We start from the raw sequence: 24,196 nt of genomic DNA, 5'->3' as shown, positions 1-24,196 counted from the left end.
AGGAGCACTCGCGGCCGACGACGCGCGGTCCGGTCAGGGCAGAGCGGGTCGCGCCTCCGGGCGGGGCGCCCGCGGGATGAGCAGGCCGAGGGCGACGGCGACCAGCGCTCCGATCGCGCCGATCACGAACGTGGTCTCGAAGCCCTGCGAGCTCGGCAGCTGCACGTCGCCGACGGACACGGTCTGCTGCGCGAGCACGCCCGCGGTCACGGCGGAGGAGAGCGTCGTGCCGAGGGTGCGCATCAGCGAGTTCAGCCCGTTCGCGGCGGCGGTCTCCGAGGCGGGGACGGCGTGCATGATGAGCGTCGGCATCGCGGCGTAGGCGAGGCCCAGGCCGACCCCGATGAGGGCGTTGATCACCAGGATCTGCCACACCTCGCCGCCGAACGGGAGGATCAGCAGGTACGAGACCGCGATCAGCCCGGAGCCGGCGATCAGCACGAGCCGCGGCCCGGACTGCGCCGAGAGGCGGGCGGCGAGCGGGGACGTCGCCATCATCGCCAGGCCCGAGGGGGCGAGCACGAGGCTCGCCACGATCAGGCTCAGGCCGAAGCCGACGCCGGACGCGGCGGGCAGCTCGAGGCGCTGCGGCAGGGTGATCTGGGCGCCGAAGAACGCGAAGCCGACCGCGACCGAGGCGAGGTTGGTGAAGAGGACGGCGGGGCGGGCGGCCACCCGGAGGTCGACGAGCGGGCTCTCCTGCCGCAGCTCGTACCAGCCCCAGAGGAGCAGGACGGCGATGCCGCCGAGGCCGGAGCCCAGGATCGCGGGACTGGTCCAGCCGGAGTCGTTGCCGCGCGAGACGGCGATCAGCACGCCGCTCAGTCCGAGGGCGAGGCCGATCGTGCCGACCACGTCGAAGGTGCCCGGCGAGCGCAGAGTCGACACCGGCACGACCAGGAGGACGAGGACGATGTCGAGGACGCCGAGGCCAGCGGACATCCAGAACAGGACGTGCCAGTCGGTGTTCTGCGCGATGAGGGCGCTGAGCGGCAGGCCGAGCGCGCCGCCGATGCCGAGGGTCGCGCTGACCAGGGCGATCGCGCCGGGGAGCCGGTCGCGGTGGAGTGTGTCGCGGAGGATCGAGATGCCGAGCGGGATGACGCCCATCACTGCGCCCTGGAGGGCCCGGCCCACGACCAGCGTCCACACGTCACCCGCGAAGGCGCAGACGATCGAGCCGATCACGAGCACGACCAGCGCGGCCACGGCCATCCGCCGCTTGCCGTAGAGGTCGCCGAGGCGGCCCGAGACCGGGGTGAGGATGCAGGCGCTCAGCAGCGTCGCGGTGATCACCCACGCGGTCTCGGTGCGGTCGGCGCCGAGCAGCGTCGGCAGCTCGGACTGGATCGGGACGACCAGCGTCTGCATGAAGGAGGCGCTCATGCCCGCGAAGGCGAGGACGGCGGTGATGAGGCGCGGGTCCGGCGAGCGGGTCAGGGAGCGTCTGTCGGAGTCGGGCACGGCGGTCCTTCGTGTCGGCGGCGGACGCGCACCCGGACCGCGGCGGCGGGCGGGCCGTCGTCGGCGGGATCGTATCGCTCGGCTCTGCTTTCGACCGGCTCGGGGCTCAACAGCGCGGGCCGCCGCTTTGTTCCCTCCTCCTCCTTCCCGCGCGCGTCGGGCAGGACGAGGATGGGCGGATGATCGACATCGAGAGCTGGATCACCGGCTACGAGAAGGCCTGGGCCACGGACGACGCGGCAGACGTGGCCGCACTGTTCACCGAGGACGCCGAGTACTTCACGGCGCCGCACCGCGACGCGATCACTCCGCGCGACGCGATCGTGGAGTGGTGGCTGGCGGAGGAGGAGCCCGCCGGCCCGACGTTCGCGTGGGGCCTGGTCGCGCTGACGGAGGAGACCGCCGTGGTGGAGGCGCGCACCGTCTACCCGGGCGACCGCACCTACCTGAACCTCTGGGTCATCCGCTTCGCCCCCGACGGGCGGGCCCGCTCGTTCACCGAGTGGTACATGGAGGAGCCGGCCGACTCCGTGTCCTGACCCGCGCGGGTCCGCAGGCAGCGGCGAGGAGCCCTCAGCGGCGTCCGGTCAGAGCTGCGCGGCCGCGAAGGTGTCGCAGCTGGTGGCGTCGCCCTCGAAGCCGGCCTGGAACCAGCGCTGGCGCTGCTCGGCCGAGCCGTGCGTCCACCCCTCCGGATCGACGGTGCCGGTGGCCTGCTCCTGGATGCGGTCGTCGCCGACGGCGGCCGCGGCGCCGAGCGCGTCCTGGTACTCCTGCGCCGTCACCGGCTTGAGGTAGGGCGTGCCGGTCTCGTCGGGCACCGTCGAGGCGTCGCCCACCCAGGCTCCGGCGAAGCAGTCGGCCTGCAGCTCGAGGCGCACCGAGTCCGACTCGGGACCGGTGCCGGAGCGGTCCGCCGACTCCATCGCGCCGGTCAGGTTCTGGATGTGGTGGCCCCACTCGTGGGCGAGGATGTACATCTGCGCGAGCGATCCGCCCGAGGTGTCGAACCGGGTGCGCAGCTCGTCGAAGAAGTCGGTGTCGAGGTAGATCGTCCGGTCCGGCGGGCAGTAGAACGGGCCGACCGCGGCGGTCGCGCTCCCGCAGCCGGTGGTGGTGCTGTCCTCGAACAGGTCGACGCCGGTCGGGGTCGTGTAGGCGACTCCGAGGGTCGGCGTCTGCTCGCCCCAGTAGCGGTCGAGCGACTCGGCCGCACCCTCGAGGCGGCAGTCGACCTGCGTGTTCGCGTCGGCGCCGCTGTCGCAGGCCACCGCGGTGGAGGTGACGCCCTCCGGCGAGGACCCGCCTCCGCCGAACACCTCGCCGAGGCCCGAGAGGTTCACGCCGAGCAGCTGCGAGAGCAGCGCGAGCACGACCACGCCCACCGCGCCCCCGCCGACGGCGATGCCGGTGGTGCGGCCGCGGCGGCGGACCTTGCCGCCGCTGAGCTGGGAGTCGTCGTTGAAGGTCATGCCGACGAAGCTAGCGCTCCGCGGACGGGCTCCGCTCGGGCTTGCGGTCAGCCCCAGCGCGACTCGCTGGCCGAGCGGATGATCTCGAGCAGCGCCTCGCGCAGGGGGCCGTGCTCGAGCGAGCCCGGGAACATGTCGACCTCGAGGCGGTGCGCCCGGCGCCAGGCCTCGCCGCCCGCGTCGGTGAGCGCGACGAGCTGCCGGCGGCGGTCCGACGGATCCGTGGTGCGCGAGACGTGACCCTCGCGCTCGAGGCGCTCGATGGTGCGCGACATGGTCTGCACCTCGACGTGGGCCGCGGCGGCCAGCTCCTTCTGCGCGACGGGACCCGCCTGCAGGAGGTGCAGCACGATCAGGCCGGCGTGGGTGAGGCCGATCTCGGCGAGGGCGCCGTGCCAGGCGTGCTCGACCATCCGGGAGGCGGTGGAGAGCAGCCGACCGGTGGGCCAGTCCTCCATCCCGGAGGCGTCGTCCGCGCGCATCTGATCAGGGTAGACCCGCTCCCGGGGCACGACGGCACCGGGCGCGGGACGCTCCGGCACGGGCGCCCGGGCATCCCGGCCGCGAGGCGCGGACCGCCCCGCCCGTCAGGACGCGAAGCGGTCCGTCGCCTCGATCAGCGCGTCGAGGATCCCCGGCTCGTCGAAGGCGTGGCCCGCGTCGGCGATCATCCGGAAGTCGGCCTCGGGCCAGGCCCGGTGCAGGTCCCAGGCGGTGAAGGCCGGGGTGCACATGTCGTAGCGGCCCTGCACGATGACGGCCGGGATGTCGCGGAGGACACCGGCGTCGCGGATCAGCTGCCCCTCCTCCAGCCAGCCCCTGTGCACGAAGAAGTGGTTCTCGATGCGGGCGAAGGCGAGCGCGAAGACGGGATCGGACCAGTCCGCGATCAGCTCCGGCTTCTGCAGGAGGGTGATGGTCGACGCCTCCCAGGTGGTCCAGGCGACACCGGCGGGGCCGTGCACGGCGGGGTCCGCGTCGTGGAGGAGGCGGTAGTACGCCTCGATGAGGCTGCCCCGCTCGCCGGCCGGGACGACCGAGGTGTAGCCCTCCCAGAGGTCCGGGTAGACCGCGGCGGCGCCGCCCTCGTAGAACCACTCGAGCTCGGCGCGGCGGAGGGTGAAGATCCCGCGGAGGACGATCTCGCTGACCCGCTCGGGGTGGGTCTCGGCGTAGGCGAGGGCGAGGGTCGAGCCCCAGGAGCCGCCGAGCACGAGCCAGCGCTCGACGCCGAGGTGCTCGCGGAGGCGCTCGATGTCGGCGACCAGGTACCAGGTGGTGTTGGTCGAGAGGTCGGCCTCCGGCTCGCCGGCGTGCGGGGTGGAGCGGCCGCACATCCGCTGGTCGAACAGCACGATGCGGTACTTCTCGGGGTCGAACAGCCGGCGGTGGGCGGGCGAGGTGCCGGCTCCGGGGCCGCCGTGCAGGAACACGACGGGCTTGCCCTCGGGGTTGCCCGAGACCTCCCAGTAGAGCGAGTGGCCGTCGCCGACGTCGAGCATGCCGGAGTCGTGGGGCTCTATCTCGGGGTACAGAGTGCGCATGGCCCGCACCCTACCGACTGTCAGGGTCGCGGTCCGCGAGGCGGGCGGCCCGGCCCCGGAGTGGGCGGGAGCGCCCGCGTCCACCCGGCGCACCCGCCTCCCGCGGTCGTTACTGTGGAGCGGACCTGCACGCCCCCGTCGAAGGAGCCCCCATGCCCACCACTGTGCGCGGCGTCATCGCCCGGTCGAAGGGCGCTCCCGTGGAGCTCGTCGACATCGTCGTCCCCGACCCGGGCCCGGGCGAGGCCGTGGTCGACATCGAGACCTGCGGTGTCTGCCACACCGACTACCACTACCGCGAGGGCGGGATCAGCGACGACTTCCCCTTCCTCCTCGGTCACGAGGCGGCCGGACGGGTCAGCGCGATCGGAGAGGGAGTCACCCACGTCGCGGTCGGCGACTTCGTGGTCCTCAACTGGCGCGCGGTCTGCGGCGAGTGCCGGGCCTGCACCCGGGCCGAGCCCTGGTACTGCTTCGACACCTTCAACGCGACGCAGCGGATGACCCTGGAGGACGGAACCGAGCTCAGCCCCGCCCTCGGGATCGGCGCCTTCGCCGAGAAGACCCTCGTGCACGCGAAGCAGTGCACGAAGGTCGATCCGGAGGCGGACCCCGCCGCGGTCGGCCTGCTCGGCTGCGGGATCATGGCGGGCCTCGGCGCGGCGATGAACACCGGGAACGTGACGCGCGGCGACTCCGTCGCGGTCATCGGCTGCGGAGGAGTCGGCACGGCCGCCGTGGTCGGCGCCGCTCTCGCGGGCGCCGGCACGGTCATCGCGATCGACCGGGACCCCAAGAAGCTGGTCGCGGCCGAGAAGCTCGGCGCCACGCACGTCATCGACTCCAGCGGCCTCGACGAGGCGGGCGTCGTCGCGGCGGTGCAGGCCCTGACGAACGGCTTCGGAGCGGACGTCGTCATCGACGCCGTGGGCCGCCCCGAGACCTGGCGCCAGGCGTTCTACGCCCGCGACCTCGCCGGGACCGTGGTGCTGGTCGGGGTGCCGACTCCCGAGATGACGCTCGAGATCCCCCTGCTCGACGTCTTCGGCCGCGGCGGCTCGCTGAAGTCGAGCTGGTACGGCGACTGCCTGCCCGAGCGAGACTTCCCGATGCTGACCGGCCTCTACCTCCAGGGCCGTCTGCCCCTGGACGAGTTCGTGAGCGAGCGGATCGGGATCGAGGACATCGAGGAGGCCTTCGCCACGATGGCCGGCGGCGACGTGCTCCGCTCGGTGGTGGTGCTCTGATGGGCGCGCGGATCGAGCAGCTCGTCACGAGCGGCACCTTCAGCCTCGACGGCGGCACCTGGGACGTCGACAACAACGTCTGGATCGTCGGCGACGACTCCGAGTGCGTCGTCATCGACGCCGCCCACGACGCGGACGCGATCCTCGCGGCCGTCGGCGAGCGCCGGCTCCTCGCCGTGCTGCTGACCCACGGGCACGACGACCACCTCGACGCGGTCGAGGGAGTCCGCGCTGCGACCGGCGCCCCGGTGCTGCTCCACGAGGCCGACCGGATGCTCTGGGACGCCGTGCACCCCGGCACGGCCCCGAGCGGCGCCCTGGTCGACGGACGGATCGTGCCCGTCGCCGGCGTCGAGCTCGAGGTGCGGCACACCCCGGGCCACACCCCCGGCGCCGTCTGCTTCGTCGCCGAGGCGCTCGGCACGGTGTTCACCGGCGACACCCTCTTCCAGGGCGGGCCGGGGGCCACCGGCCGCTCGTACAGCGACTTCCCGACGATCATCGACTCGATCACGGAGCGCCTGCTGACGCTGCCCGCCGCGACGGTCGTCCGGACCGGTCACGGCGACTCGACGACGATCGGAGCGGAGGCGCCGCACCGCGAGGAGTGGATCGCGCGCGGGCACTGACCGGGCGGGGCGGGGCTCAGAGGCGGCGGTCGGCGGCGCTCTCCGCGGGGGCGGGGGCCTCGACGGCCCCGTCCTCCGCGGCTCCGGAGTCGGCCGCGCCGGTCGCGGACGCGCCGGCCGCGGACGCATCGTCCGGCTCCGCCCCTCCGCTCGCCGCGGCCTCCCGCAGGTACTGCGCCGACATGACGCGGTAGGAGCGGGTGAGCATCGCCGCGCCGGCCGCGATGATCATGACGACTCCGCCGACCAGGAACACCAGCGCGATGCCCCGGCCGATGCCGTCGCCGAGCAGCCCGCCGAACGCCGAGCGCCCGGCCGGCGACTCCATGTACGGGATGAGCGCGAACTCGGCGATCGGGGCGATGAGGAACGACGTGATCGGAGCGGCGGCCGACTCGAACGCCGCCGCGAAGCCGAAGACGCGCCCCTGGGTCTCGAAGGGGACGACCTTCTGGATCACCGTCTGCTCCGCGGCCTCGACCGCCGGGATCAGGGTCATGTAGATCCAGATGCCGCCGGCGTAGAGCCACCACCAGTCGCGGAGGGTGAAGACCGCGCCGATCAGGCCCATCGCCATCACGAGCAGCAGCATCGTCCGGATCGGGTTCCTCCCGAGGCCGAACCTCGCGACGAGCAGACCGCCGATGACGAAGCCGGTCGCCGTCACTCCGAGCACCACGCCCCACAGCTCGACCGGGAACACCTCGAGGCCGTACGGGTCCATCAGCGCCATGTAGACGCCGCCGATCAGGTTGTTGAACGTCGAGAAGACGATGAGCGCGAACAGCCCGGTCGCCGCCCGCACCGCGGTGATGCTGCCGCGCAGATCGATCAGCGGCTCCCTCTCCCCCGTCGGCGCGGGCCGGTCCTCCGGGATGCGCAGGAAGAGGAGGTGCAGGAGCGCGGCGGCGGAGAGGCCGATCGCGATCACCAGCGTCCACCCCATGCCGAGCAGGCCGATGGCGAGGCCGCTGAAGACGCTCGTCACCACGAAGGCGAGGCCCTGGACCGTGCCGACGAGGCCGTTCGCGCGGGCGTGCCCCTCCACCGGGACCAGCAGGGTCACCGTCGTGGACAGGGCGATGTTGCGCATGTTCTCGATGACGGCGCCGAAGAGGATCGTGCCCGAGAACACCCAGAACCAGGGGGCGCGGAAGTCCAGGAGCGCCGCCTCGGGCAGCGCGAGGAAGAGACCGCCCGCGACGCCGAAGGACACCAGCGTGACCGCGCCGGCGAACACCATGACGCGGAACTTGCGGTGCCGGTCCACGATCGTGCCGAAGGCCATCGCGAAGACCGCGACGAGCAGCATGTAGGCGCCGCCGATGATCCCTGTCGCCAGGACGGAGCGCGTCTCGAGGTACACCCAGAACGTGAGCGCGAACCAGAGGAAGCTCGTCGTCACGTTCGCGACGGCGGTGTTGAGGAGGATCTGGTGGAAGTCGCGGAGCCTCGTCGAGGCGTCGACGGCGGCTCCGGGCACGGGGGCGGTCGAGGACACGGCTTCCCTCCGCTCGCGACGGCGCCGTCGGTCCCGCGGCGGGAGTCGAGGGTCGTCGCAGCCACTGTAGGACCGCGCCGTCGGCGAGTCGAGAGGGGCCGGGCGTCCGGCGGGGATGCGCTGCCGCCTCCCGCGCGGAACGAGGGCGCCGCCGCCCTCGCGACCCGGATCAGCGGGCCTCGGAGGCGGCGGCGCCGACGGGTCAGACGATGGCGGCGCGGAGGGCCGCGGCGGCCTCGCCGACGTCCGGGGCGCCGTAGATGGCCCCGCCCGCGACGGCCACGAGGGCGCCGGCGCGCTGCACCGACTCGATGGTGGCGGTGCTCACGCCGCCCGCGACCGAGAACGGCACGCCGGAGGACTCGCCATCGCGCAGCAGGGTCTCGAAGGTGAAGCCCTCCTCCGCCTGCTCGTCCAGACCGGCGTGCATCTCGACGAATTCGGCGCCGAGGGCGACGACCTCGCGGGCGCGGGCGGCCTTGTCGGGCACGCCGATGAGGTCGACGACGACGCCCTTGCCGTGCTTCCTCCCGGCGGCGATCGCGCCGGCGATGGTGCTGTCGCCGGCGACGCCGAGGACCGTCACGAGGTCGGCGCCGGCCGCGAAGGCCATGTCGGCCTCGAGCTCGCCCGCGTCCATCGTCTTGAGGTCGGCGAAGACCGTCTTGTCGGGGTGCGCCTCCTTGATGGCGGTGATGGCGGAGAGGCCGGCGCTCTTGATGAGCGGGGTGCCCAGCTCGAGGATGTCGACGTGCGGGGCGGCGGCAGCGGCGAGCTCGAGGGCGGCGTCGGTGCTGAGGGTGTCCATGGCGAACTGGAGCTTCACGGGGTTCTTCTTCCTGTCGAGGTGGGGAGTCGGGTCATTCGAGGTTCGCGTGGCGCGGCCAGAGCTCGTCGGCGCTGTCGCCGCGGCGCTGCCAGAGCGCGTGGAACAGGGCGTCGCCGGTGAGCACGACGACTTGCTCGAAGAGCCCGCCGGAGTACTGCGCCGAGGCGGCCCCGGAGCGGTCGAGCTTGTCGGCGGCGGGCACGACCACCACGGCGGAGGCGAGCCCGGCCAGCGGGGAGTCGGCGGCGGTCGTGATCGCCGCGACCCGCGCTCCGGCGTCGACGGCGGCCTTCGCGGCGCGGACGATGCCCCCGGTGGTGCCGGAGCCGCTCGCGGTGAGCAGCACGTCGCCGCCGCGGATCGCCGGAGTCGTCACGTCGCCGACCACGTGCACCACGAGTCCGAGGTGCATGAGGCGCATGGCGGTCATCCGCAGGGCGAGGCCGGAGCGGCCGGCGCCGTGGACGAAGACGCGGTCGGCGCCGGCGAGCAGCTCGAGGACGGGCTCGAGGCGGTCGGTCGTCAGCGAGGAGGTCGCGGCGGACACCTCGGCGGCGATCACGGCGAGCGCCTCTGCGGGGTCGGTGGTGCGGTCGTCAGCGGGCATGGGTCCACAGTGCGCCCGGCGGCCGGATCCGCGCGCCACCTGATCGAGGAGGCCCACCTACCCGATCGGGTGGGCGGTGCCACTCGCGGGTAGGACGGGTAGGTTCGGGGGATGGATCCCGCCGAGTCCCCCGCCTCCCGCACCCTGCTGCAGCAGCACGCCCGCACGGTGGCCGAGCAGGCCGACCGGCACGCGGTGGCGCTGGAGTCGGTGCTCGCCGCCCTGCGCGCCGAGCGCCTCGACGACCGTGCGGCCCGCACCGTCGCGATCGACATCGCCGCGAACGCCCTGGTCGAGCTGCGCACCGCCTCGGACGAGCAGCGCAGCGCGATGCTGGAGCCCGTCGTGGGCGCGTTCGCGCGGCTCCGGAGCGACCTGCGCCCGCTCGTGCGCTTCGGCGACCTCGACGTGCAGTTCGTCGAGCCGCCCGCCACCGGGCGCGCCCTCCCCGGCGAGGTGGCGCACGCGGCCCGCGCGATCGTGCGGAGCGCCGTGCTGGCGTTCGTGGAGTCGGAGCAGACGCGCCGGGTGCGGATCCAGTGGGACTGCGACGGGCTCAACCTGCTCATCGAGATCCGCGACGACGGCCGGGGCGAGCTGACGACCCGCGACGACGCCCTGCGCCCGATCGCCGAGCGCGTGCGCGGGCTCGACGGGGAGCTCTCGGTCGCGTCGACCGCGGGCTGGGGGTCGACCCTGTCGATCCGCCTCCCCCTCGATCCGCCGGCGCAGCCCGACGGGCTCGACCTCGCCGAGCTCAGCGCCCGCGAGCGGGAGGTGCTGAACCTGATCACGCTCGGCGCCTCGAACCAGCGGATCGCGGACGACCTCGGCATCAGCGGCAACACCGTGAAGTTCCACGTGTCGAACCTGCTGCGCAAGGCCGGGGCCCGCACCCGGGCGGAGCTGGCGGCGCTGGCGCGCTGATCGATCCGGGTGCCCCGTCCTGGCAGAGCCGCCCTCGCAGTGCCGCCCCCGGACGCACGGACGGGCCGCGGCGGCCGCCGAGGGTCTCCCCCTCCTGCGGCGCCGCGGCCCGTCCGGCCGATCAGCGCGCCCCGATCACTCGCTCCGGAGCAGCCCGAAGCGGAATCGGCCGGAGCCGTCGAGCGTGTCGTCGATGCCCGAGATCGTGGAGGAGGCGATGACGGTCTCCGTGCCCTCGAGGAGCGGCACGGTGATCGCCTTCTCCGCCGCGAGGCGCTGCGCCTCCTCGATCGCCGCGGTGCGCTCGTCGCCGGGGGCCAGGCTCCGCTCGCGCAGCACGACCTCGTTGTAGGCGTCGTCCTTCACGGCGGCGCCGAGGATGGAGGGGGCCTCGTCGGTGCCGTAGAGCAGGTTCAGGTAGTTGTCCGAGTCCGGGTAATCCGCGAACCAGCCCTGCTGGTAGAGCGGGTAGGAGGTCGACTTCTCCTTCACGTACTGCGTCCACTCCGTCGACTGCAGGTCGACCGTGAACAGCCCGCTGCGCTCGAGCTGGTTCTTGATGAGCGCGTACTCGTCCGAGGTGCTGGAGCCGTAGTGGTCGGTGTTGTACTGCAGCTTGAGATCGACGGGACCGGTGATCCCTGCGGCCTGGAGCGCGGCGGCGGCCTCGTCCGCGCTGGGACCGCCGCTCCCGTCGCCGAAGGCCTGCTCGTACGCCGGCGTCGATCCGGTCAGAGCGCTGGGGACGATCGAGTAGACCGGCGCGTAGGTGCCCTTGTAGACCTGGTCCGACAGCTCGTCGCGGTCGATCAGGTCGGCGACGGCGGTGCGGACGGCGAGCGCCTTGTCGGCGTCGGCCTCGGAGGTCGCGGAGCCGTAGGGCATGGTCTCGGGGTTGAAGACCAGGAAGCGCATCTCGGCACCGGGACCGGAGTGCACCGTCAGGCCCTCCTCGCCGCGGAGGTCCTCGGTGTCGGTCGCGTTCAGCGTGCGGTAGGCGACCGCGATCTCACCGCGCTGGATGTCGAGCTTGAGGTTGCTCTCGTCCGCGTAGTAGCGGACGATCACGGACTCGTTGGCAGCGGCGCCGAGGAGGCCGTCGTAGGAGTCGTTGCGGGTGAGCTGCACGAGCGAGTTCAGCTTGTAGCTCGTGATGGAGTACTGCCCGCTGAAGGCGTCGCCGGCGACGATGTCGTCGTCGGTGGTGAGGGAGTCGGCCGAGAAGACGTCCTCGTCGACGATCGCGGCGGCGGGGCTGGTGAGGATCTGGGGCCAGAGGGCGTTGTCCGGGGTGGCCAGTGTGAAGACGACGGTGGAGTCGTCCTCCGCCTCGACCGAGACCATGTCCGAGAGCAGCGACGAGGGGCCGTTCGGAGCGGCGATCGCCACCTGGCGCTCGAAGGTGAAGACCACGTCCGAGGCGGTGAGCGGATTGCCGTTGGCGAAGGCGGCGTCCTCGCGCAGGGCGACGCGGTAGTGGGTGGGGTCGGTGAACTCGGCCGAGGCCGCGAGGTCCGGCACGGGATCCGTCGATCCGGGGGCGGAGGTCAGCAGCCAGGAGAAGACCTGGTTCTGCAGCGTCGCCGAGCCGAGGTCCCAGGAGCCGGCGGGATCCAGGGCGGTGACCTTGTCCGTGGTCCCCAGGAGGATCCCGGGGGGCGCCTGGGCTCCGGTGGTGCCCGGCGAGCAGGCGGTGAGGGCGACGGCCATCGCCGCACCGGCGACGAGGGGAGCCAGTACTCGGGATCTCATGGGGAACTCCTTGCGGGTCAGCCGTGCGGCGGGGATGAGGGAGGGACGCCGGGGCGCTGGGTCCATGGTGCCGAGGGAGCGTGCGTCCGGCGTCGAGTAGTCGTCGGGGTCTGCGGCCGCTCGCTTCGACAACTGTCGCACCGCGCTCCGGCGCCGCGCCCGGCCGGGAGGGCCCGGGTTCGACGTCTGCTGTGCCCCGGGCCCTCCGCCCTCGCCACCTGTCCATGGCCGCCGACCCTCCGCGTCGTCAGAGTGGAGTCCTCACGGTTCCGCGCGGGTCGGACCGGGAGAGAGAGGTCGCGGTGCGCGAGAACGTCGACACGGTCGTCATCGGAGGAGGCGCGATGGGCTCCGCCACCGCCTGGCAGCTGGCCCAGCGCGGCACCGACGTGGTGCTCCTCGAGCAGTTCGGCCCCGGCCACGAGAACGGCGCGTCCCACGGCCGCACCCGGAACTTCAACGAGGCCTACGCCGCCGACGACTACCTCGACCTCCTCGGCGAGGCCTCCCGGCTCTGGGACCGGCTGAGCGTCGAGGAGGGCACGACGCTGCTCGACCGGGTCGGCCTCGTGAACCTCGGACCCGTCGGTCCCCTCCGCGCGGTCCGGGAGGCGCACCGCGCCCGCGGCGTCGCGAGCGAGCTGATCTCCGCCGCCGAGGCCCGCGACCGCTGGCCGGCGCTCCGCTTCGAGAGCGAGGTGCTGCACGTCCCCAGCAGCGGACGCGTCCGCGCCGCCGACGCTCTGCTCGCGCTGCGGGCCGGCGCCGAGCGCCGCGGCGCCCGCTTCCGCTACGACACCGCCGTCCGCGGGATCGACGTCGTCGGACCGGACACCGTGATCGTGACGACCGACGACACCGAGTACCGCGCCCGACGGGTCGTCGTCACCGCGGGAGCATGGACGCAGCCCCTCCTCGCCGGCCTCGTGCCGCTGCGCCCCCTCCGGGTCTCGGAGGAGCACCCCGCGCACTTCCGGCTCCGCATGCCCGACGCGGCGTGGCCGAGCTTCAACCACACGCCCGACCCGGACCGCGCCGACCACGCGTACTTCCTCAGCCCCGTCTACGGCATGCTCACGCCGGGCGAGGGCCTGAAGGTCGGCTGGCACGGAGTGGGCAGGAGCGTCGATCCGGACGCCCGCACCCGCCGCCCGGTCGCCGAGCAGCTCGCGGCCCTCCGCCGCTACGTGGCGGAGTGGATCCCGGGCGCTGACGCGGAGGTCTGCGACGTCATCAGCTGCACGTACACGATGACCCGCAACGAGGACTTCATCCTCGACCGCAACGGGCCGATCGTCGTCGGAGCGGGCTTCTCCGGCCACGGGTTCAAGTTCACCCCGGCGATCGGGCGGGTCCTCGCGGACCTGTCCGAGGGCGTCGCCGCCCCCCGCCGCTTCGCCGCGACGGCGCGTCCGGTGCTCGCCGGTCCGGTCCTGTAGGGCGGACGGCCTGCGGAGCGGGCGCGCACCGGGGCGGACGCCCGCCCGACCGACCCTCGCCGGGGCGGACACCTGCCCGACCGGACGCGCTTGGGCGGACGCCTGCCCGACCGGACGCGCACCCGAGCCGCCCCCTGCCCGAGCGGAGGCACGCCGAAGCGGGCGCCCGCAGGAACGGACGCCCGCTGAGCCGGACCGGGTGCCGCCCGGTCCGGCCCGCCGTCAGCTCGCAGCCGCCAGCTCGTCCCGGCTCGCAGCGGCCAGCGCCTCCCGGGCCGCGCGCTGGAGCGCGGGATCCGGCACGGGGAGCGACGCCAGGAGCTTCTGCGTGTACGCCTCGCGGGGCGCGCGGAGCACCTCGGCGGTCGGCCCCTGCTCCACGACCGCGCCCTGCCGCAGCACGACCACCCGGCCGGCCACGCGGTCGACGACGGCGAGGTCGTGGCTGACGAAGAGGCAGCCGAAGCCGAGCGCGCCCTGCAGCTCGGCGAACAGCTCCAGCACGGTCGCCTGCACGGAGACGTCGAGCGCGCTGGTCGGCTCGTCGGCGATGAGCAGGCGCGGGCGCAGCGCGATCGCCCGGGCGAGCGAGGCCCGCTGCCGCTGCCCGCCGGAGAGCTCGTGGGGGAAGCGGTCGGCGAAGGCGCGGGGCAGGCGGACCGCGTCGAGCAGATCCAGGACCTCCTCGCGCACGCCGGCGGCCGACTCCGCGCGCCCGTGGATGACGAACGGCTCGGCGATGCACTCGCCGATGGTCAGGAACGGGTTGAAGCTGGTCGCCGGATCCTGGAAGACGAAGCCGAGGTCGGCGCGCGCGGCGGCACCGAGGGAGGCGCGGCGCCCGACGAGCTCGGAGCCGAGGACCCGGAGCGAGCCGCCGGTCGCGGGGACCAGCCCGGCGATCGTCCGGGCGAGCGTGGTCTTGCCCGAGCCCGACTCCCCCACGAGGCCCAGGACCTCGCCGGGGGCGAGCGTCAGCGAGAGGTCGGCGATCGCCGTGAAGGAGGGCTTGCCCAGGCGCCCCGGGTAGACGATCTCGAGCCGCTCCGCCACGACGAGCGGCTCGCTTCCCGGAGCGGGCTCGGGCCCCGCAGCGCCGGGCGCGCCGATCCGCGGGACCGCGGCCAGGAGCGAGCGGGTGTACTCGTGCTGCGGAGCGGAGAACAGCGACTGCACGTCCGCGGTCTCGACGATCCGGCCGCCGTTCATCACGATCACGCGGTCGGCCAGGTCGGCGACGACCCCCATATTGTGCGTGATGAGGAGCATCGACCCGCCGAGATCGCGCCGCAGCGTGCGCAGGAGCTCGAGGATCTCGGCCTGCACGGTCACGTCCAGCGCGGTCGTCGGCTCGTCGGCCACGATCAGCGGGGCGCCCTGGATCAGCGCCATCGCGATCACGATCCGCTGCTTCTGCCCGCCCGAGAACTGGTGCGGGTAGTCGTCGATCCGCCGCTCGGGATCGGGGATCCCGACGGTCCGGAGGATCCGGACGGCCTCGGCCCGCGCCTCGCGGCGGCCGAGGGAGGTGTGCGCGCGGAGCCCCTCGACGATCTGCCAGCCCACGGTGAAGACCGGGTTGAGCGCGGTCGACGGCTCCTGGAACACCATCGCCGCCGCCGCTCCCCGCAGCCGCCGCATCGTCTTCTCGGGGGCGCCGACGATCTCGACGTCGCTCCCGCCGTGGCGGAGGCGGATGCTGCCGGAGACGACGGCCGACTCCGGCAGCAGCCCGAGGACCGCCTTGCCGGTGACGGTCTTGCCCGAGCCCGACTCCCCCACGAGGGCGACGATCTCCCCCGGCGCGACGTCGAGGTCGACGCCCTCGAGCGCCTGGACCGGGCCGTGGTCGGTGTCGAAGACGACGCGGAGGTCGCGGATGCTCAGTACGGCGGTCATCGCCGGGCCTTTCTCTGGCTGCGGCGGCGGACGCGCAGGCGGGGGTCGGACAGGTCGTTGAGGCTCTCGCCGACGAGGGTGATCCCGAGCACGACGATCATGATCGCGGCGCCGGGAGCGACGCAGGTCCACCAGATCCCGCTCGTGACGTCCTGCACCGAGCGGTTGAGGTCGTAGCCCCACTCGGCGGCGGAGGTGGGCTCGATGCCGAAGCCGAGGAAGCCGAGGCCGGCGAGCGTCATGATCGCCTCGGAGGCGTTCAGCGTGATGATCACGGGCAGGGTGCGGGTGGAGTTGCGGAGCACGTGGCGGATCAGGATCCGCCGGTCCCGCGCGCCCATCACCCGCGCCGACTCCACGAAGGACTCGGAGACGACCCGGAGCACCTCCGCCCTGACCACCCGGAAGTACTGCGGCACGAAGACGACGGTGATCGACATCGCCGCGGCGAGGACTCCGCCCCACAGGCTCGACTGGCCGCCCGAGATCACGATCGACAGGACGATCGCGAGCAGGAGGCTCGGGAAGGCGTACACGGCGTCGGCGACGACCACGAGGATCCTGTCGAGCCAGCCGCCGACGTAGCCCGACACCGCGCCGAGCAGCACGCCCGCCGCGACCGAGGTCAGGAGCGACAGGGCGATCACCTGGACCGCGGTCCGCGCTCCCCACAGGGTGCGCGAGAGGACGTCGTAGCCGCCGACCGTGGTGCCCAGCAGGTGCTGCCCGCCGGGCGGCTGCTGCGCGCCGAAGTTGCGGCCGTCGACGGCGAGCTGGTCGTAGCCGAACGGGGCCAGCAGCGGCGCGCACGCGGCGACGATCACGAGGGCGCCGACGAGCGCGAGGCCGATCAGGAGCATCGCCCGCTGGGACCCTGTGCTGCTGCGCACCTGCGCGACGAGGGGGAGGCGGTCCCGCAGCGGACGCGGCGGAGCGGAGACGGTCGTCATGTCAGAACCTCACTCGGGGGTCGATCAGGGCGGCGAGGACGTCCACCGCGAAGTTCGTGACGGCGACGATGATGGCGAGCACCGCGACGATCCCCTGCACGGCGACGAAGTCGCGGGCGGCGAGGTACTGGCCGAGCATGAAGCCCAGCCCGCGCCACTCGAACGTGGTCTCGGTGAGGACGGCGCCGCCCAGGAGCATCGCGATCTGCATGCCGATGACGGTGATGATCGGGATGAGAGCGGGCCGGAAGGCGTGGCGGGAGACGAGCCTCCCCTCCGAGACCCCGCGGGAGCGGCCGGCCTCGACGTAGCCCGCCTGCAGGGTGCCGATCATGTTGGTGCGCACGAGGCGGAGGAAGGTGCCCGCGGTGAGCAGGCCGAGCGTGAGGCCCGGGAGCACCGCGTGGGCGAGCACGTCGGTCACCGCGGAGCTGCTCCCGGAGCGCAGCGCGTCGACGAGGAAGAGCCCGGTCGGCTGCTGCAGCGTCGTGAGCATCAGCTCCGTCCCGGTGCTCGAGCGGCCCGCCGTGGGCACCACGTCGAGGACGACGCCGAAGACGAGCTTGAGCAGGAGCCCGGCGAAGAAGACGGGGGTCGCGTAGCTGAGGATCGCGAGGACCCGCAGGACGATGTCGGGCATCCGGTCCCGCTTGCGGGCGGCGATCGCGCCGAGCGGCACGCCGACGACCAGGGCGACCAGGAGCGCGTAGACGGCGAGCTCGAAGGTGGCGGCGCCGTAGACGGCGAGGACCTCGGTGACCGGGCGGTTGTCGCTGATGGTGGTGCCGAAGTCGCCGCGCAGGACGCCCCCGAGGTACTCGACGTACTGCACCAGCACGGGGCGGTCGTAGCCGGCGGCGGCCACCCGGGCGGCCAGCTCGGCCCCGGAGAGCCGTCCGCCGAGGGCGGCGGTGATCGGATCGCCGGTCAGGCGCATCAGGAAGAAGACCATCGTGACGAGGATGAGCACCGTCGGGACGATCAGCAGGAAGCGGAGGAAGAGATAGCGCAGGAGAGGGTTCGAGGCGCTCTTCACGCCGCGACGCCCGGGGAGGACGAGGGGCAGTGAGACGGACACGGGGCTCCTTCCGGCAGGGCCGGTCGCTCCGGCCCGTCTCACGCTAGGGAGTGGGTCAGGCGCTCCTCGCCGTCAGGATTCGCGTTCTCGGAGCGGCCGTTCCGACAGCTGTCTGAACGGCTCCGGAGCGCCTCGCGCGCTCACCTGCGCGCGGGAAGAGGGGACTGGGGCTTGGTCACTCCGTAGGCGAAGGAGGTCTCGATCGAGGCCAGGGCGGGGATCATCCGGATCCTCGTGCGCACCAGCGTCTCGTACCCCTCGAGGTCCTCGACGGCGATCTTGAGGAGGAAGTCGCTGTCGCCCGCCATCAGGTACGCCTCCGTCACGTGGGGGATCCCGCGGATGGCCGTCTCGACCTGCTCGACGATCTCGGGGCTGTGGCTCTCGAGGCGCAGGCGCACGAAGGCGGTGATGGCCAGGCCCACCGCGCGGGGGTCGACGACGGCGCGGTAGCCGATCAGCACGCCGTCCTCCTCGAGCCGGCGCACGCGGCGCAGGCACGGTGAGGGCGAGAGGCCCACCCGGTCCGCGAGGTCCTGGTTGCTGAGCCGGCCGTCCTGCTGGAGCTCCTGCAGGATGCGCATGTCGATGTCGTCCATGCTGCCGATCCTGGCAGATCCTGCCGCTACCGCCCGATTACGCGCTCGGATCCGCAATCGCCCGCCTCCTCCCCCGACCTAGCCTCGGAGGGTCGGCATCCACCGGCCCCGCCGAGAGGACCGCCATGACCAGATCCGCCCTCATCGGGACCGTCGCGATGATCGCGACCGTGGCCACCTGGGCCGGATTCGCCCTGAGCATCCGCGGGATCGGCGGGTCGGGCCTCACCACCGTCGACGTCGCGCTCCTGCGCTTCGGGATCCCGCTACTGGTGCTGGCGCCGGCGCTCCCCGGCGCGCTCCGGGCGATCCGGCGCGAGTCGCCGATCACCCTCGCCTGCCTCGCGGTCGGCGCCGGGCTGCCCTACTTCCTCACGGCCGCCGCGGGCGGGAGCCTGACGAGCGCGGCGCTCGTGGGCCTGGTGATCCCCGGCTCGGTGCCGGTCTTCGTCGCTCTGCTCGCCCTCCTGCTGATGCGCGAGCGCCCGAGCGGCGCCCGCCTGGCCGGACTGGGCGCGATCGTCGTCGGCGTCGTCGTCATCGTGGTGCTCACCTCGGCGGCGTCGGTCGCCCTCGGCATCGGCATCCTGCTCGCCGCCGGGATCCTCTGGGCGGTGTACACGCTGGGCCTCCGGCGGACCCGGCTGACCCCGGTCGCGGTGCTCCTGGTGGTCTGCGCCCCCTCCTTCCTCCTGAGCCTCGTCGCGGCGGTCACCGGCGCCCTGCCCTCCACCCTGTTCTCGGGGTCGGCCGATCCGAGCGCCGTCGCGGTGTTCGGCCTCGTCCAGGGCGTCGGCGTCGGGATCGTCGCCGCGCTCGCCTACACCGTCGCCGTCCGCTCCCTGGGCGCGGGCCGCGCCGCGGCCTTCGGGTCGCTGAGCCCCGTCGTCACCGCACTGGTCGCGCTGCCGCTCTTCGGCGAGACGCTGCCGGCGAGCGAGATCGTCGGGCTCGCCCTGATCGTGCTCGGCGTGATCGTCGCGAGCACGGCGCGCCGGACCGCCCCGCTCGTGCCCGACCCCGTCTGGGAGCTCACCCGCCGCTACGCCGCCGACCCCCGGCCCGACCGCCTCGACCTGACCCTCGGCGTCTACCGCGACGAGAACCTGCAGGCCCCCGTGATGGACGCCGTCCACGACGCGGAGCGCCTCCTGCTCGGGCGGCGCGAGTCGAAGCAGTACCGGGGGCCGAGCGGGCACCCCGCCTTCACGGCGCGGATGAGCTCGCTCCTCCTCGGCGAGGAGCTGGCGCAGCGGGCGATCGGCGTGCAGACCGTCGCGGGCACCGGCGCGCTGCGGCTGCTGGCCGAGTTCCTCGCGCACTTCGAGCCGGGGCGGCGCGTGATCCTCGGCGCCCCCTCCTACGTGAACCACGCCCCCGTGCTCCGCGCGGCCGGCCTCGACATCCACGCCGTCCCCTTCCTGGACGCGTCGGGCCGCCCCTGGCTGGAGCCGACCGTCGACGCCCTGCGCTCCGCCCGGCCCGGCGACGCGGTGCTCCTCCAGGGCAACTGCCACAACCCCTCCGGAGCCTCGCTGACGCCCGCGATGTGGGACCGGCTGACCGACGAGATCATCCGGGCGGGCGTGATCCCCTTCATCGACCAGGCCTACTACGGGCTGGGCGACGGCTTCGAGGAGGACCTCGCGGGGATGCGGCGGCTGCTCGCCCGCGTGCCGGAGGGCGTCGTCTCGGTCAGCTGCTCGAAGGCGTTCAGCCTCTACAGCGAGCGCGTCGGCTGCGCCCTCCTCCTCCTGGACCCGTCCGGCACTCCGGGTGCGATGAGCACCCTCGAGGCGATCGCGCGGGCGGCCTACTCGCAGCCCCCGCACCACGGAGCGGCGATCGTGGCGACGATCCTCGGCGACGAGGAGCTCGAGCGCTCGTGGCGCGACGAGCTCGAGCGGATGCGGAACCGGGTCACCCGGCTCCGGGACGGCCTCATCGGCGGCGCTCTCGCGGCCGGCGCCCCCGCCCGCTTCGCCGCCCTCCGCGACCAGCGGGGCCTGTTCCTCTCCCTCCCGCTGTCGCCGACGGCCATGCACCGCCTCCAGCACGACTTCGGCGCCTACGGGCTCCCGTCGGGGCGGATCAACCTGGCCGGCGTCCCCCGGACCGCGGTCGACCGGCTCGCCTCCGCGCTGGCCGAGGTCGCGGCCGAGGACGACGCCGTCCGGGCGGTGGCCTGATGGACCGGCGGGAGCGCGCCCGGCTGCTCGACGAGCTCATCGCCCTGCCGACCGTCTCGGCCGATCCCTCGCGCCTCGGCGACCTGCGCCGGAGCGCCACCCTGCTCGCCGACGCCCTGCGGGAGCGCGGCTTCGACACCCGGCTCGTCGAGGACGACGCCGGCCGCCCCTCGGTCGTGGGCACGCGCGGACTGCTCCCCGGCGTCCCCTCCGCTCTGCTCTACGCGCATCACGACGTGCAGCCCGCGGGCGCCGGCTGGACGTCGGACCCCTTCGTGCCGCTGCACCGGGGGGACGTGGTCACCGGACGCGGCAGCGCCGACAACAAGGCCGGCGTCGTGGCACACCTCGCAGCGATCGACGAGCTCGGCCCCGACCGGGGGCTCGGCCTGATCGTCGTCCTCGACGGCGGCGAGGAGGTCGGCTCCCCCGGAGCGCCCGCCCTGCTCGCCGGGCTCGCCCTGGAGGAGGCGCCCGCGCTGGTCCTCGTGAACGACGGCGTGAACGCGGCCCGCGGCACTCCGTCGCTGACGCAGTCGCTCCGCGGGCTTCTCGCCGTCGACGTCGAAGTCGCCGTGATGGACGAGCCCGCGCACAGCGGCGTGAACGGCGGAGGAGCGGTCGACGCCCTGACCGCGTTCTGCCGGCTGGCCGCCTCCCTCCACGACGAGCGGGGCGAGGTGGCCGTGCCGGGGCTGCGGGTCGGCGCGCCGGCGACCGCCCGCGTCGATCCGGACGCCTTCCGGGCCCGGCTCGGACTGCTCGACGGGGTGCACGTCGCCGACGACCTCGCGACCGCCCTCTGGGCCTCGCCCGCCCTCTCCGTGCTCGCGATCGACGCGCCGCGGATCGCGGAGTCGGCGAACGTGCTGCTCCCCCGGGTGCGCGCGCGCGTCTCGCTCCGGGTGCCGCCGGGGCTCGCGATGGACGACGCGGCCGCCGCGCTCCGGGCGCACCTGCTCGCGCAGCGGCCCTTCGGTGCGCACGTGCGCGTGGACGAGGTGAGCCGGAGCGAGCCGTGGAGCGACGCGCGCATCTCCGGCGTCGTGGTCGCCGCGCTGCAGGACGCGTGGGGGCGCTCGCCCGACCTGCTCGGAGGCGGCGGCGGCATCCCCGTCGTCAGCGCCCTCTCCGCGGCGTTCCCGGAGTCGGTCCTCTGCATCACGGCCGTCGCCGACGCCGAGTCGAGGGTCCACGGGCCCGACGAGAACGTCGACCTGCGGGAGCTGGACCGCGCCGTCGCCGCGGAGGCCGCGGTCCTCGACGCCCTGGCCCTGCCGCAGGACTGACGAGAGCCGGCCGCCCCCACCGCTCAGCGGGAGGGACGGCCGGCTCTCGTGCACGTCAGCGGCTCAGCGCCGGGCCTTCAGCGCACGGGTGGCAGCGCACGGCCGTCAGCGCATGGCCTTCAGCACCCGGTCGCCGGCCATCTCGGCGATCATCGACGCCTCGTCCGGGTAGAGGGCGGGGTCGACGCGGTCGAGGCGGAACGGCTCCGGATCGGCGAAGGGCTCGGTGCCGGTGATCATCTCGGCGACGAGACGGCCCATGCCCGGCCCGTGCGTCACTCCGGACTCGTTGTCGCCCGCCAGCACCCAGAGGCCGTCGCACGCGGGGACGGGCCCGATGTAGAGGCCGCCGTCGACGGAGTAGACGGGCATGCCCTGGATGATCTCGGCGGTGCCGAGCCCTGCGAGCGCCGGGAACACCTCGGCGACGGACGCCTGGTAGTCGCGCTGCGCCTCGATCAGCTGCGGCGAGACGGGGCGGGCGAACGCGCGCTCCAGCCCCTCCTCGCGCTCCAGCACCGAGACGCGGCGGTAGGCGAAGCCGCCGCCCCACGAGAACGCACCGCGCAGCTCGCGCAGCCACAGGCCCAGGTCGAGGCTCTGGATCGTCGGCATCAGCGGCGAGAGGCCGGCCTGCTCCGAGACGAAGCGGGTGGCGACGGTGGGGATGAGCGGGAGCGCCCGGCCCACGGTGCCCAGGAGCGCCGGGGTCCATGCTCCGGCGGCGAGCACCACGGTCGCCGCGTCGACGACGCCCGCCGTGGTCTCGACACCGGTCACCCGGTCGCCGTCCCGGCGGATCCCGGTCGCCTCGGTGCCCCACGAGAAGCGGACGCCCAGCGCCTCCGCGCGGCGGAGGACCTCCTGGAGCGCGAGCCCGGTGGTGACCTGGATCGCCTCGGGGAGCAGCACTCCGCCGACGACGCTCGCCGGGTCGACCGCGCCGAAGGTCATCGACGCGACCTCGTCCGCGTTCAGCGCGCGGGTCCCCGGGGACGCCAGCGGGTGGCGCACGATGCCCTCGACGAGGGTGGTGAGGGTCGTCTCGGTGCGGGCGATCGCGATGTTGCCGTTGGCGGCGAACTCGATCTCGACGCCGGCGTCGTGCAGGCCCCGGTAGAAGGAGAGGCCGTACTCCTCGAGGGGCACGGCGTGGGTGCCGATCCGGCGGTTGCTGTCGGCGCCGTAGCGGGCGACGAAGCCGGCTCCGGCCGGGGTGGTGCCGCTCAGCGGCGAGCCGGCGTCGATCACCGTGACGTCGCGGGCGCCGAGCTCGATCAGGTGGAGGGCGGCCGAGGCGCCGATGATGCCCGCGCCGACGACGCAGACGGGTCCAGGATTCGAAGGCATGCCCGATGGTAGGCAGAGCGGGGGTCCCGGGGGCACGTGCTGCTGTCGAAGGGGCGGAGGGGGCGGCTCGACGGCTGTCGGAGGGTCAGCCCTCGGTGATCCGGACGTAGGGCGACATCCGGAACCAGAGCTGCAGCATCAGCCGGGTGTCGCCGTCGGCGAGGTCGAGCCCGGTCGTCTCGGCGAAGCGGCCGAGCCGGTAGTAGACGGTGGTGCGGTGCAGGTGCAGGTCGGCGCCGGTCTGCACGACGTTGCCCGCGTTCGCGAGGAAGGTCCGCACCGCGAGGATGTTGTCCTCGGACTGCTCCTGCATGGCCCGCCCGAGCTCGGGCGGCACCAGGTGCGACCGCAGCGCCTCGGGGAGCAGCGCCGCGAGCATCCCGTCGAGCCCCGACTCGTCCCAGCGGACCGCGCCCGCCTCCGTCGCTCCCGCGACCCGCGCCGCGCACTCGGCCTGCTCGTGCGAGTGCAGCACGCCGTCGAGCCCGGGCACGAGCGCCCCGACCCCGATCGTCGCCGCGATGCCCGCGCCGTCGAGGCCGCGGCGGAGCGACTCGACGAGCGCGGCGATCCGGTCCTCGGCGGGCGCGACCGAGTAGCCGACCAGCACGACGACGCCCTGGTCGGTCCGCGCGACGGCGGCACCGGAGCTGTGCTGGGCGACGGCCCGCGCGATCACCCGGACCGGGGCGCCGATCGAGCGGTCGCCCTCCCCCTTCGCGATCACCAGGCCGAGCACCTGGTACGCGACGCAGCCGCGGAAGATCCCCGCCGCCGCGATCTCCTCGGCCGCGTCGACCCGGTCGTCCGACCGGTCCGAGAGGAGCGCGAGCACCTGCGCCTCGACCTGCTGGAGGCCGTCGTCGAAGGTCATCGCGCGGCGGACGAGCACGGTCCGCATGTCGTCGACCGCGCGGTCGACGGCGTCGAAGTCCGCGGCCGTGAGGGTCTCGTCGTCGATGATCCAGATCACCGCGGCGAGCTCGCGGTCGACCCGCACGGGAGCGACGTACCGCCGCCGGAGGCCCAGCTCGGGCGCCGCGTCGGTGAAGAACGCCGCGGTCGCGCGCAGCACGCCGGCCCGCCGGGCCCACTCCGCCCGCTCCGGCGTCACCGAGCGCCCCACCAGCGACTCCACCCGGGCGGAGTCCTCGTCGCCGAAGTGGGCGCTGTGCGCGAGGAGCTGCAGCTCCGCGTCGTCGACGGCGACCGAGCGCCCCAGCACCCCCGCCAGGCGCTCGACGATGTTCTGGAGCGGCTCGGGCGAGAATCCTTGGCCTTCGGGCGGCATCGTCTGCTCCTCCTGGACGGATGCTCCGGCAGCACCGTGGCTTCACCGTAGACCAGCGCGGCGCCTGCGCCGACGAACCGGCGGTGCGGATCCTGGCGGGGCGGCGAGCGCCGCGCACGGCGCGACGCCGGCCCCGCGGG

21 protein-coding genes are annotated in these 24,196 nt (G+C 73.9%); 7 read left to right on the top strand and 14 right to left on the bottom strand.

Going from position 1 to position 24,196, the window contains the following annotated elements:
- Nucleotides 1-33: 33 nt before the first annotated feature.
- Nucleotides 34-1,464, bottom strand: a complete 1,431-nt coding sequence (locus tag C5C10_RS00995; protein WP_258060329.1) for an MFS transporter — start codon at nucleotides 1,462-1,464, stop codon at nucleotides 34-36.
- Between the two features lie 179 nt (nucleotides 1,465-1,643).
- On the opposite strand from C5C10_RS00995, the gene C5C10_RS00990 reads away from it, so the two are divergent.
- Nucleotides 1,644-2,003, top strand: a complete 360-nt coding sequence (locus C5C10_RS00990; protein WP_104328285.1) for a nuclear transport factor 2 family protein — start codon at nucleotides 1,644-1,646, stop codon at nucleotides 2,001-2,003.
- Between the two features lie 48 nt (nucleotides 2,004-2,051).
- On the opposite strand, the gene C5C10_RS00985 is transcribed toward C5C10_RS00990, so the two are convergent.
- From C5C10_RS00985 to pip, 3 genes are all read right to left on the bottom strand, one after another.
- Complete coding sequence (locus C5C10_RS00985; RefSeq protein ID WP_104224400.1) at nucleotides 2,052-2,936, bottom strand: neutral zinc metallopeptidase; 885 nt, start codon at nucleotides 2,934-2,936, stop codon at nucleotides 2,052-2,054.
- Nucleotides 2,937-2,983: 47 nt separating this feature from the next.
- Nucleotides 2,984-3,418 (bottom strand): MarR family winged helix-turn-helix transcriptional regulator, encoded by a 435-nt coding sequence (locus tag C5C10_RS00980; RefSeq protein WP_104224399.1) that lies wholly within the window; start codon nucleotides 3,416-3,418, stop codon nucleotides 2,984-2,986.
- A 105-nt stretch (nucleotides 3,419-3,523) separates the two neighbouring features.
- On the bottom strand, nucleotides 3,524-4,480 hold the full coding sequence (gene pip, locus C5C10_RS00975; RefSeq protein WP_104226020.1) for a prolyl aminopeptidase: 957 nt from the start codon (nucleotides 4,478-4,480) through the stop codon (nucleotides 3,524-3,526).
- Between the two features lie 152 nt (nucleotides 4,481-4,632).
- Between pip and C5C10_RS00970 the strand changes: the two genes are divergently transcribed.
- Entirely contained in the window at nucleotides 4,633-5,727 is a 1,095-nt protein-coding gene (locus C5C10_RS00970; RefSeq protein ID WP_104328284.1) for an S-(hydroxymethyl)mycothiol dehydrogenase, read from the top strand.
- The gene (locus tag C5C10_RS00965) at nucleotides 5,727-6,356 is read left to right on the top strand and encodes an MBL fold metallo-hydrolase (RefSeq protein ID WP_104224396.1); all 630 of its coding nucleotides are present in this window, start codon (nucleotides 5,727-5,729) and stop codon (nucleotides 6,354-6,356) included. Before C5C10_RS00970 ends, C5C10_RS00965 begins: the two co-directional genes overlap by 1 nt.
- Before the next feature lie 16 nt (nucleotides 6,357-6,372).
- On the opposite strand, the gene C5C10_RS00960 is transcribed toward C5C10_RS00965, so the two are convergent.
- From C5C10_RS00960 to hxlB, 3 genes are all read right to left on the bottom strand, one after another.
- On the bottom strand, nucleotides 6,373-7,857 hold the full coding sequence (locus C5C10_RS00960; RefSeq protein WP_104328283.1) for an MFS transporter: 1,485 nt from the start codon (nucleotides 7,855-7,857) through the stop codon (nucleotides 6,373-6,375).
- A 202-nt stretch (nucleotides 7,858-8,059) separates the two neighbouring features.
- Nucleotides 8,060-8,683, bottom strand: coding sequence for a 3-hexulose-6-phosphate synthase (gene hxlA / locus C5C10_RS00955; RefSeq protein WP_104224387.1), 624 nt, complete (start codon nucleotides 8,681-8,683; stop codon nucleotides 8,060-8,062).
- Nucleotides 8,684-8,717: 34 nt separating this feature from the next.
- Complete coding sequence (hxlB, locus tag C5C10_RS00950) at nucleotides 8,718-9,293, bottom strand: 6-phospho-3-hexuloisomerase (protein ID WP_104328282.1); 576 nt, start codon at nucleotides 9,291-9,293, stop codon at nucleotides 8,718-8,720.
- Nucleotides 9,294-9,404: 111 nt separating this feature from the next.
- On the opposite strand from hxlB, the gene C5C10_RS00945 reads away from it, so the two are divergent.
- Complete coding sequence (locus C5C10_RS00945) at nucleotides 9,405-10,220, top strand: response regulator transcription factor family protein (RefSeq protein ID WP_104239653.1); 816 nt, start codon at nucleotides 9,405-9,407, stop codon at nucleotides 10,218-10,220.
- A gap of 135 nt (nucleotides 10,221-10,355) precedes the next feature.
- On the opposite strand, the gene C5C10_RS00940 is transcribed toward C5C10_RS00945, so the two are convergent.
- Nucleotides 10,356-11,972 carry an ABC transporter substrate-binding protein gene (locus tag C5C10_RS00940; RefSeq protein WP_104328281.1) on the bottom strand — a complete coding sequence of 539 codons (1,617 nt, stop codon included), beginning with the start codon at nucleotides 11,970-11,972 and terminating at the stop codon, nucleotides 10,356-10,358.
- 302 nt (nucleotides 11,973-12,274) lie between these two features.
- On the opposite strand from C5C10_RS00940, the gene C5C10_RS00935 reads away from it, so the two are divergent.
- Nucleotides 12,275-13,411: an FAD-dependent oxidoreductase gene (locus tag C5C10_RS00935; protein WP_258060328.1), complete on the top strand. Its 1,137-nt coding sequence runs from the start codon at nucleotides 12,275-12,277 to the stop codon at nucleotides 13,409-13,411.
- A gap of 222 nt (nucleotides 13,412-13,633) precedes the next feature.
- Here the strand turns inward: C5C10_RS00935 and C5C10_RS00930 are convergent, their stop codons facing one another.
- The 4 genes from C5C10_RS00930 to C5C10_RS18335 all read right to left on the bottom strand — a co-directional run bounded on the left by C5C10_RS00930 (nucleotide 13,634) and on the right by C5C10_RS18335 (nucleotide 17,937).
- Nucleotides 13,634-15,310, bottom strand: a complete 1,677-nt coding sequence (locus tag C5C10_RS00930; RefSeq protein ID WP_104328279.1) for an ABC transporter ATP-binding protein — start codon at nucleotides 15,308-15,310, stop codon at nucleotides 13,634-13,636.
- Nucleotides 15,307-16,260, bottom strand: a complete 954-nt coding sequence (locus C5C10_RS00925; protein WP_104328278.1) for an ABC transporter permease — start codon at nucleotides 16,258-16,260, stop codon at nucleotides 15,307-15,309. The genes C5C10_RS00930 and C5C10_RS00925 overlap by 4 nt, the downstream gene beginning before the upstream one ends.
- A gap of 1 nt (nucleotide 16,261) precedes the next feature.
- Nucleotides 16,262-17,296, bottom strand: a complete 1,035-nt coding sequence (locus C5C10_RS00920; RefSeq protein ID WP_374953334.1) for an ABC transporter permease — start codon at nucleotides 17,294-17,296, stop codon at nucleotides 16,262-16,264.
- A gap of 182 nt (nucleotides 17,297-17,478) precedes the next feature.
- Nucleotides 17,479-17,937 carry an Lrp/AsnC family transcriptional regulator gene (locus tag C5C10_RS18335; protein ID WP_104282519.1) on the bottom strand — a complete coding sequence of 153 codons (459 nt, stop codon included), beginning with the start codon at nucleotides 17,935-17,937 and terminating at the stop codon, nucleotides 17,479-17,481.
- A 125-nt stretch (nucleotides 17,938-18,062) separates the two neighbouring features.
- On the opposite strand from C5C10_RS18335, the gene C5C10_RS17460 reads away from it, so the two are divergent.
- Together C5C10_RS17460 and C5C10_RS00905 are read left to right on the top strand one after the other, a co-directional pair.
- Nucleotides 18,063-20,126, top strand: coding sequence for an aromatic amino acid transaminase (locus C5C10_RS17460; RefSeq protein ID WP_219813221.1), 2,064 nt, complete (start codon nucleotides 18,063-18,065; stop codon nucleotides 20,124-20,126).
- Nucleotides 20,126-21,415 (top strand): M20/M25/M40 family metallo-hydrolase, encoded by a 1,290-nt coding sequence (locus tag C5C10_RS00905; RefSeq protein ID WP_104328277.1) that lies wholly within the window; start codon nucleotides 20,126-20,128, stop codon nucleotides 21,413-21,415. The genes C5C10_RS17460 and C5C10_RS00905 overlap by 1 nt, the downstream gene beginning before the upstream one ends.
- 105 nt (nucleotides 21,416-21,520) lie before the next feature.
- Here C5C10_RS00905 and C5C10_RS00900 read toward each other — a convergent pair whose 3' ends face one another.
- Nucleotides 21,521-22,765 carry an FAD-binding oxidoreductase gene (locus C5C10_RS00900; protein ID WP_104328276.1) on the bottom strand — a complete coding sequence of 415 codons (1,245 nt, stop codon included), beginning with the start codon at nucleotides 22,763-22,765 and terminating at the stop codon, nucleotides 21,521-21,523.
- 85 nt (nucleotides 22,766-22,850) lie between these two features.
- Entirely contained in the window at nucleotides 22,851-24,056 is a 1,206-nt protein-coding gene (locus C5C10_RS00895) for a CdaR family transcriptional regulator (protein ID WP_104282523.1), read from the bottom strand.
- Between the last annotated feature and the right edge of the window lie 140 nt (nucleotides 24,057-24,196).

It is taken from the genome of Rathayibacter sp. AY1A3 (genome assembly GCF_002930975.1).
Classification (GTDB): domain Bacteria; phylum Actinomycetota; class Actinomycetes; order Actinomycetales; family Microbacteriaceae; genus Rathayibacter.
Note: the sequence above shows the minus strand (reverse complement) of the source record. Positions and strands in the feature narration are given on the sequence as shown.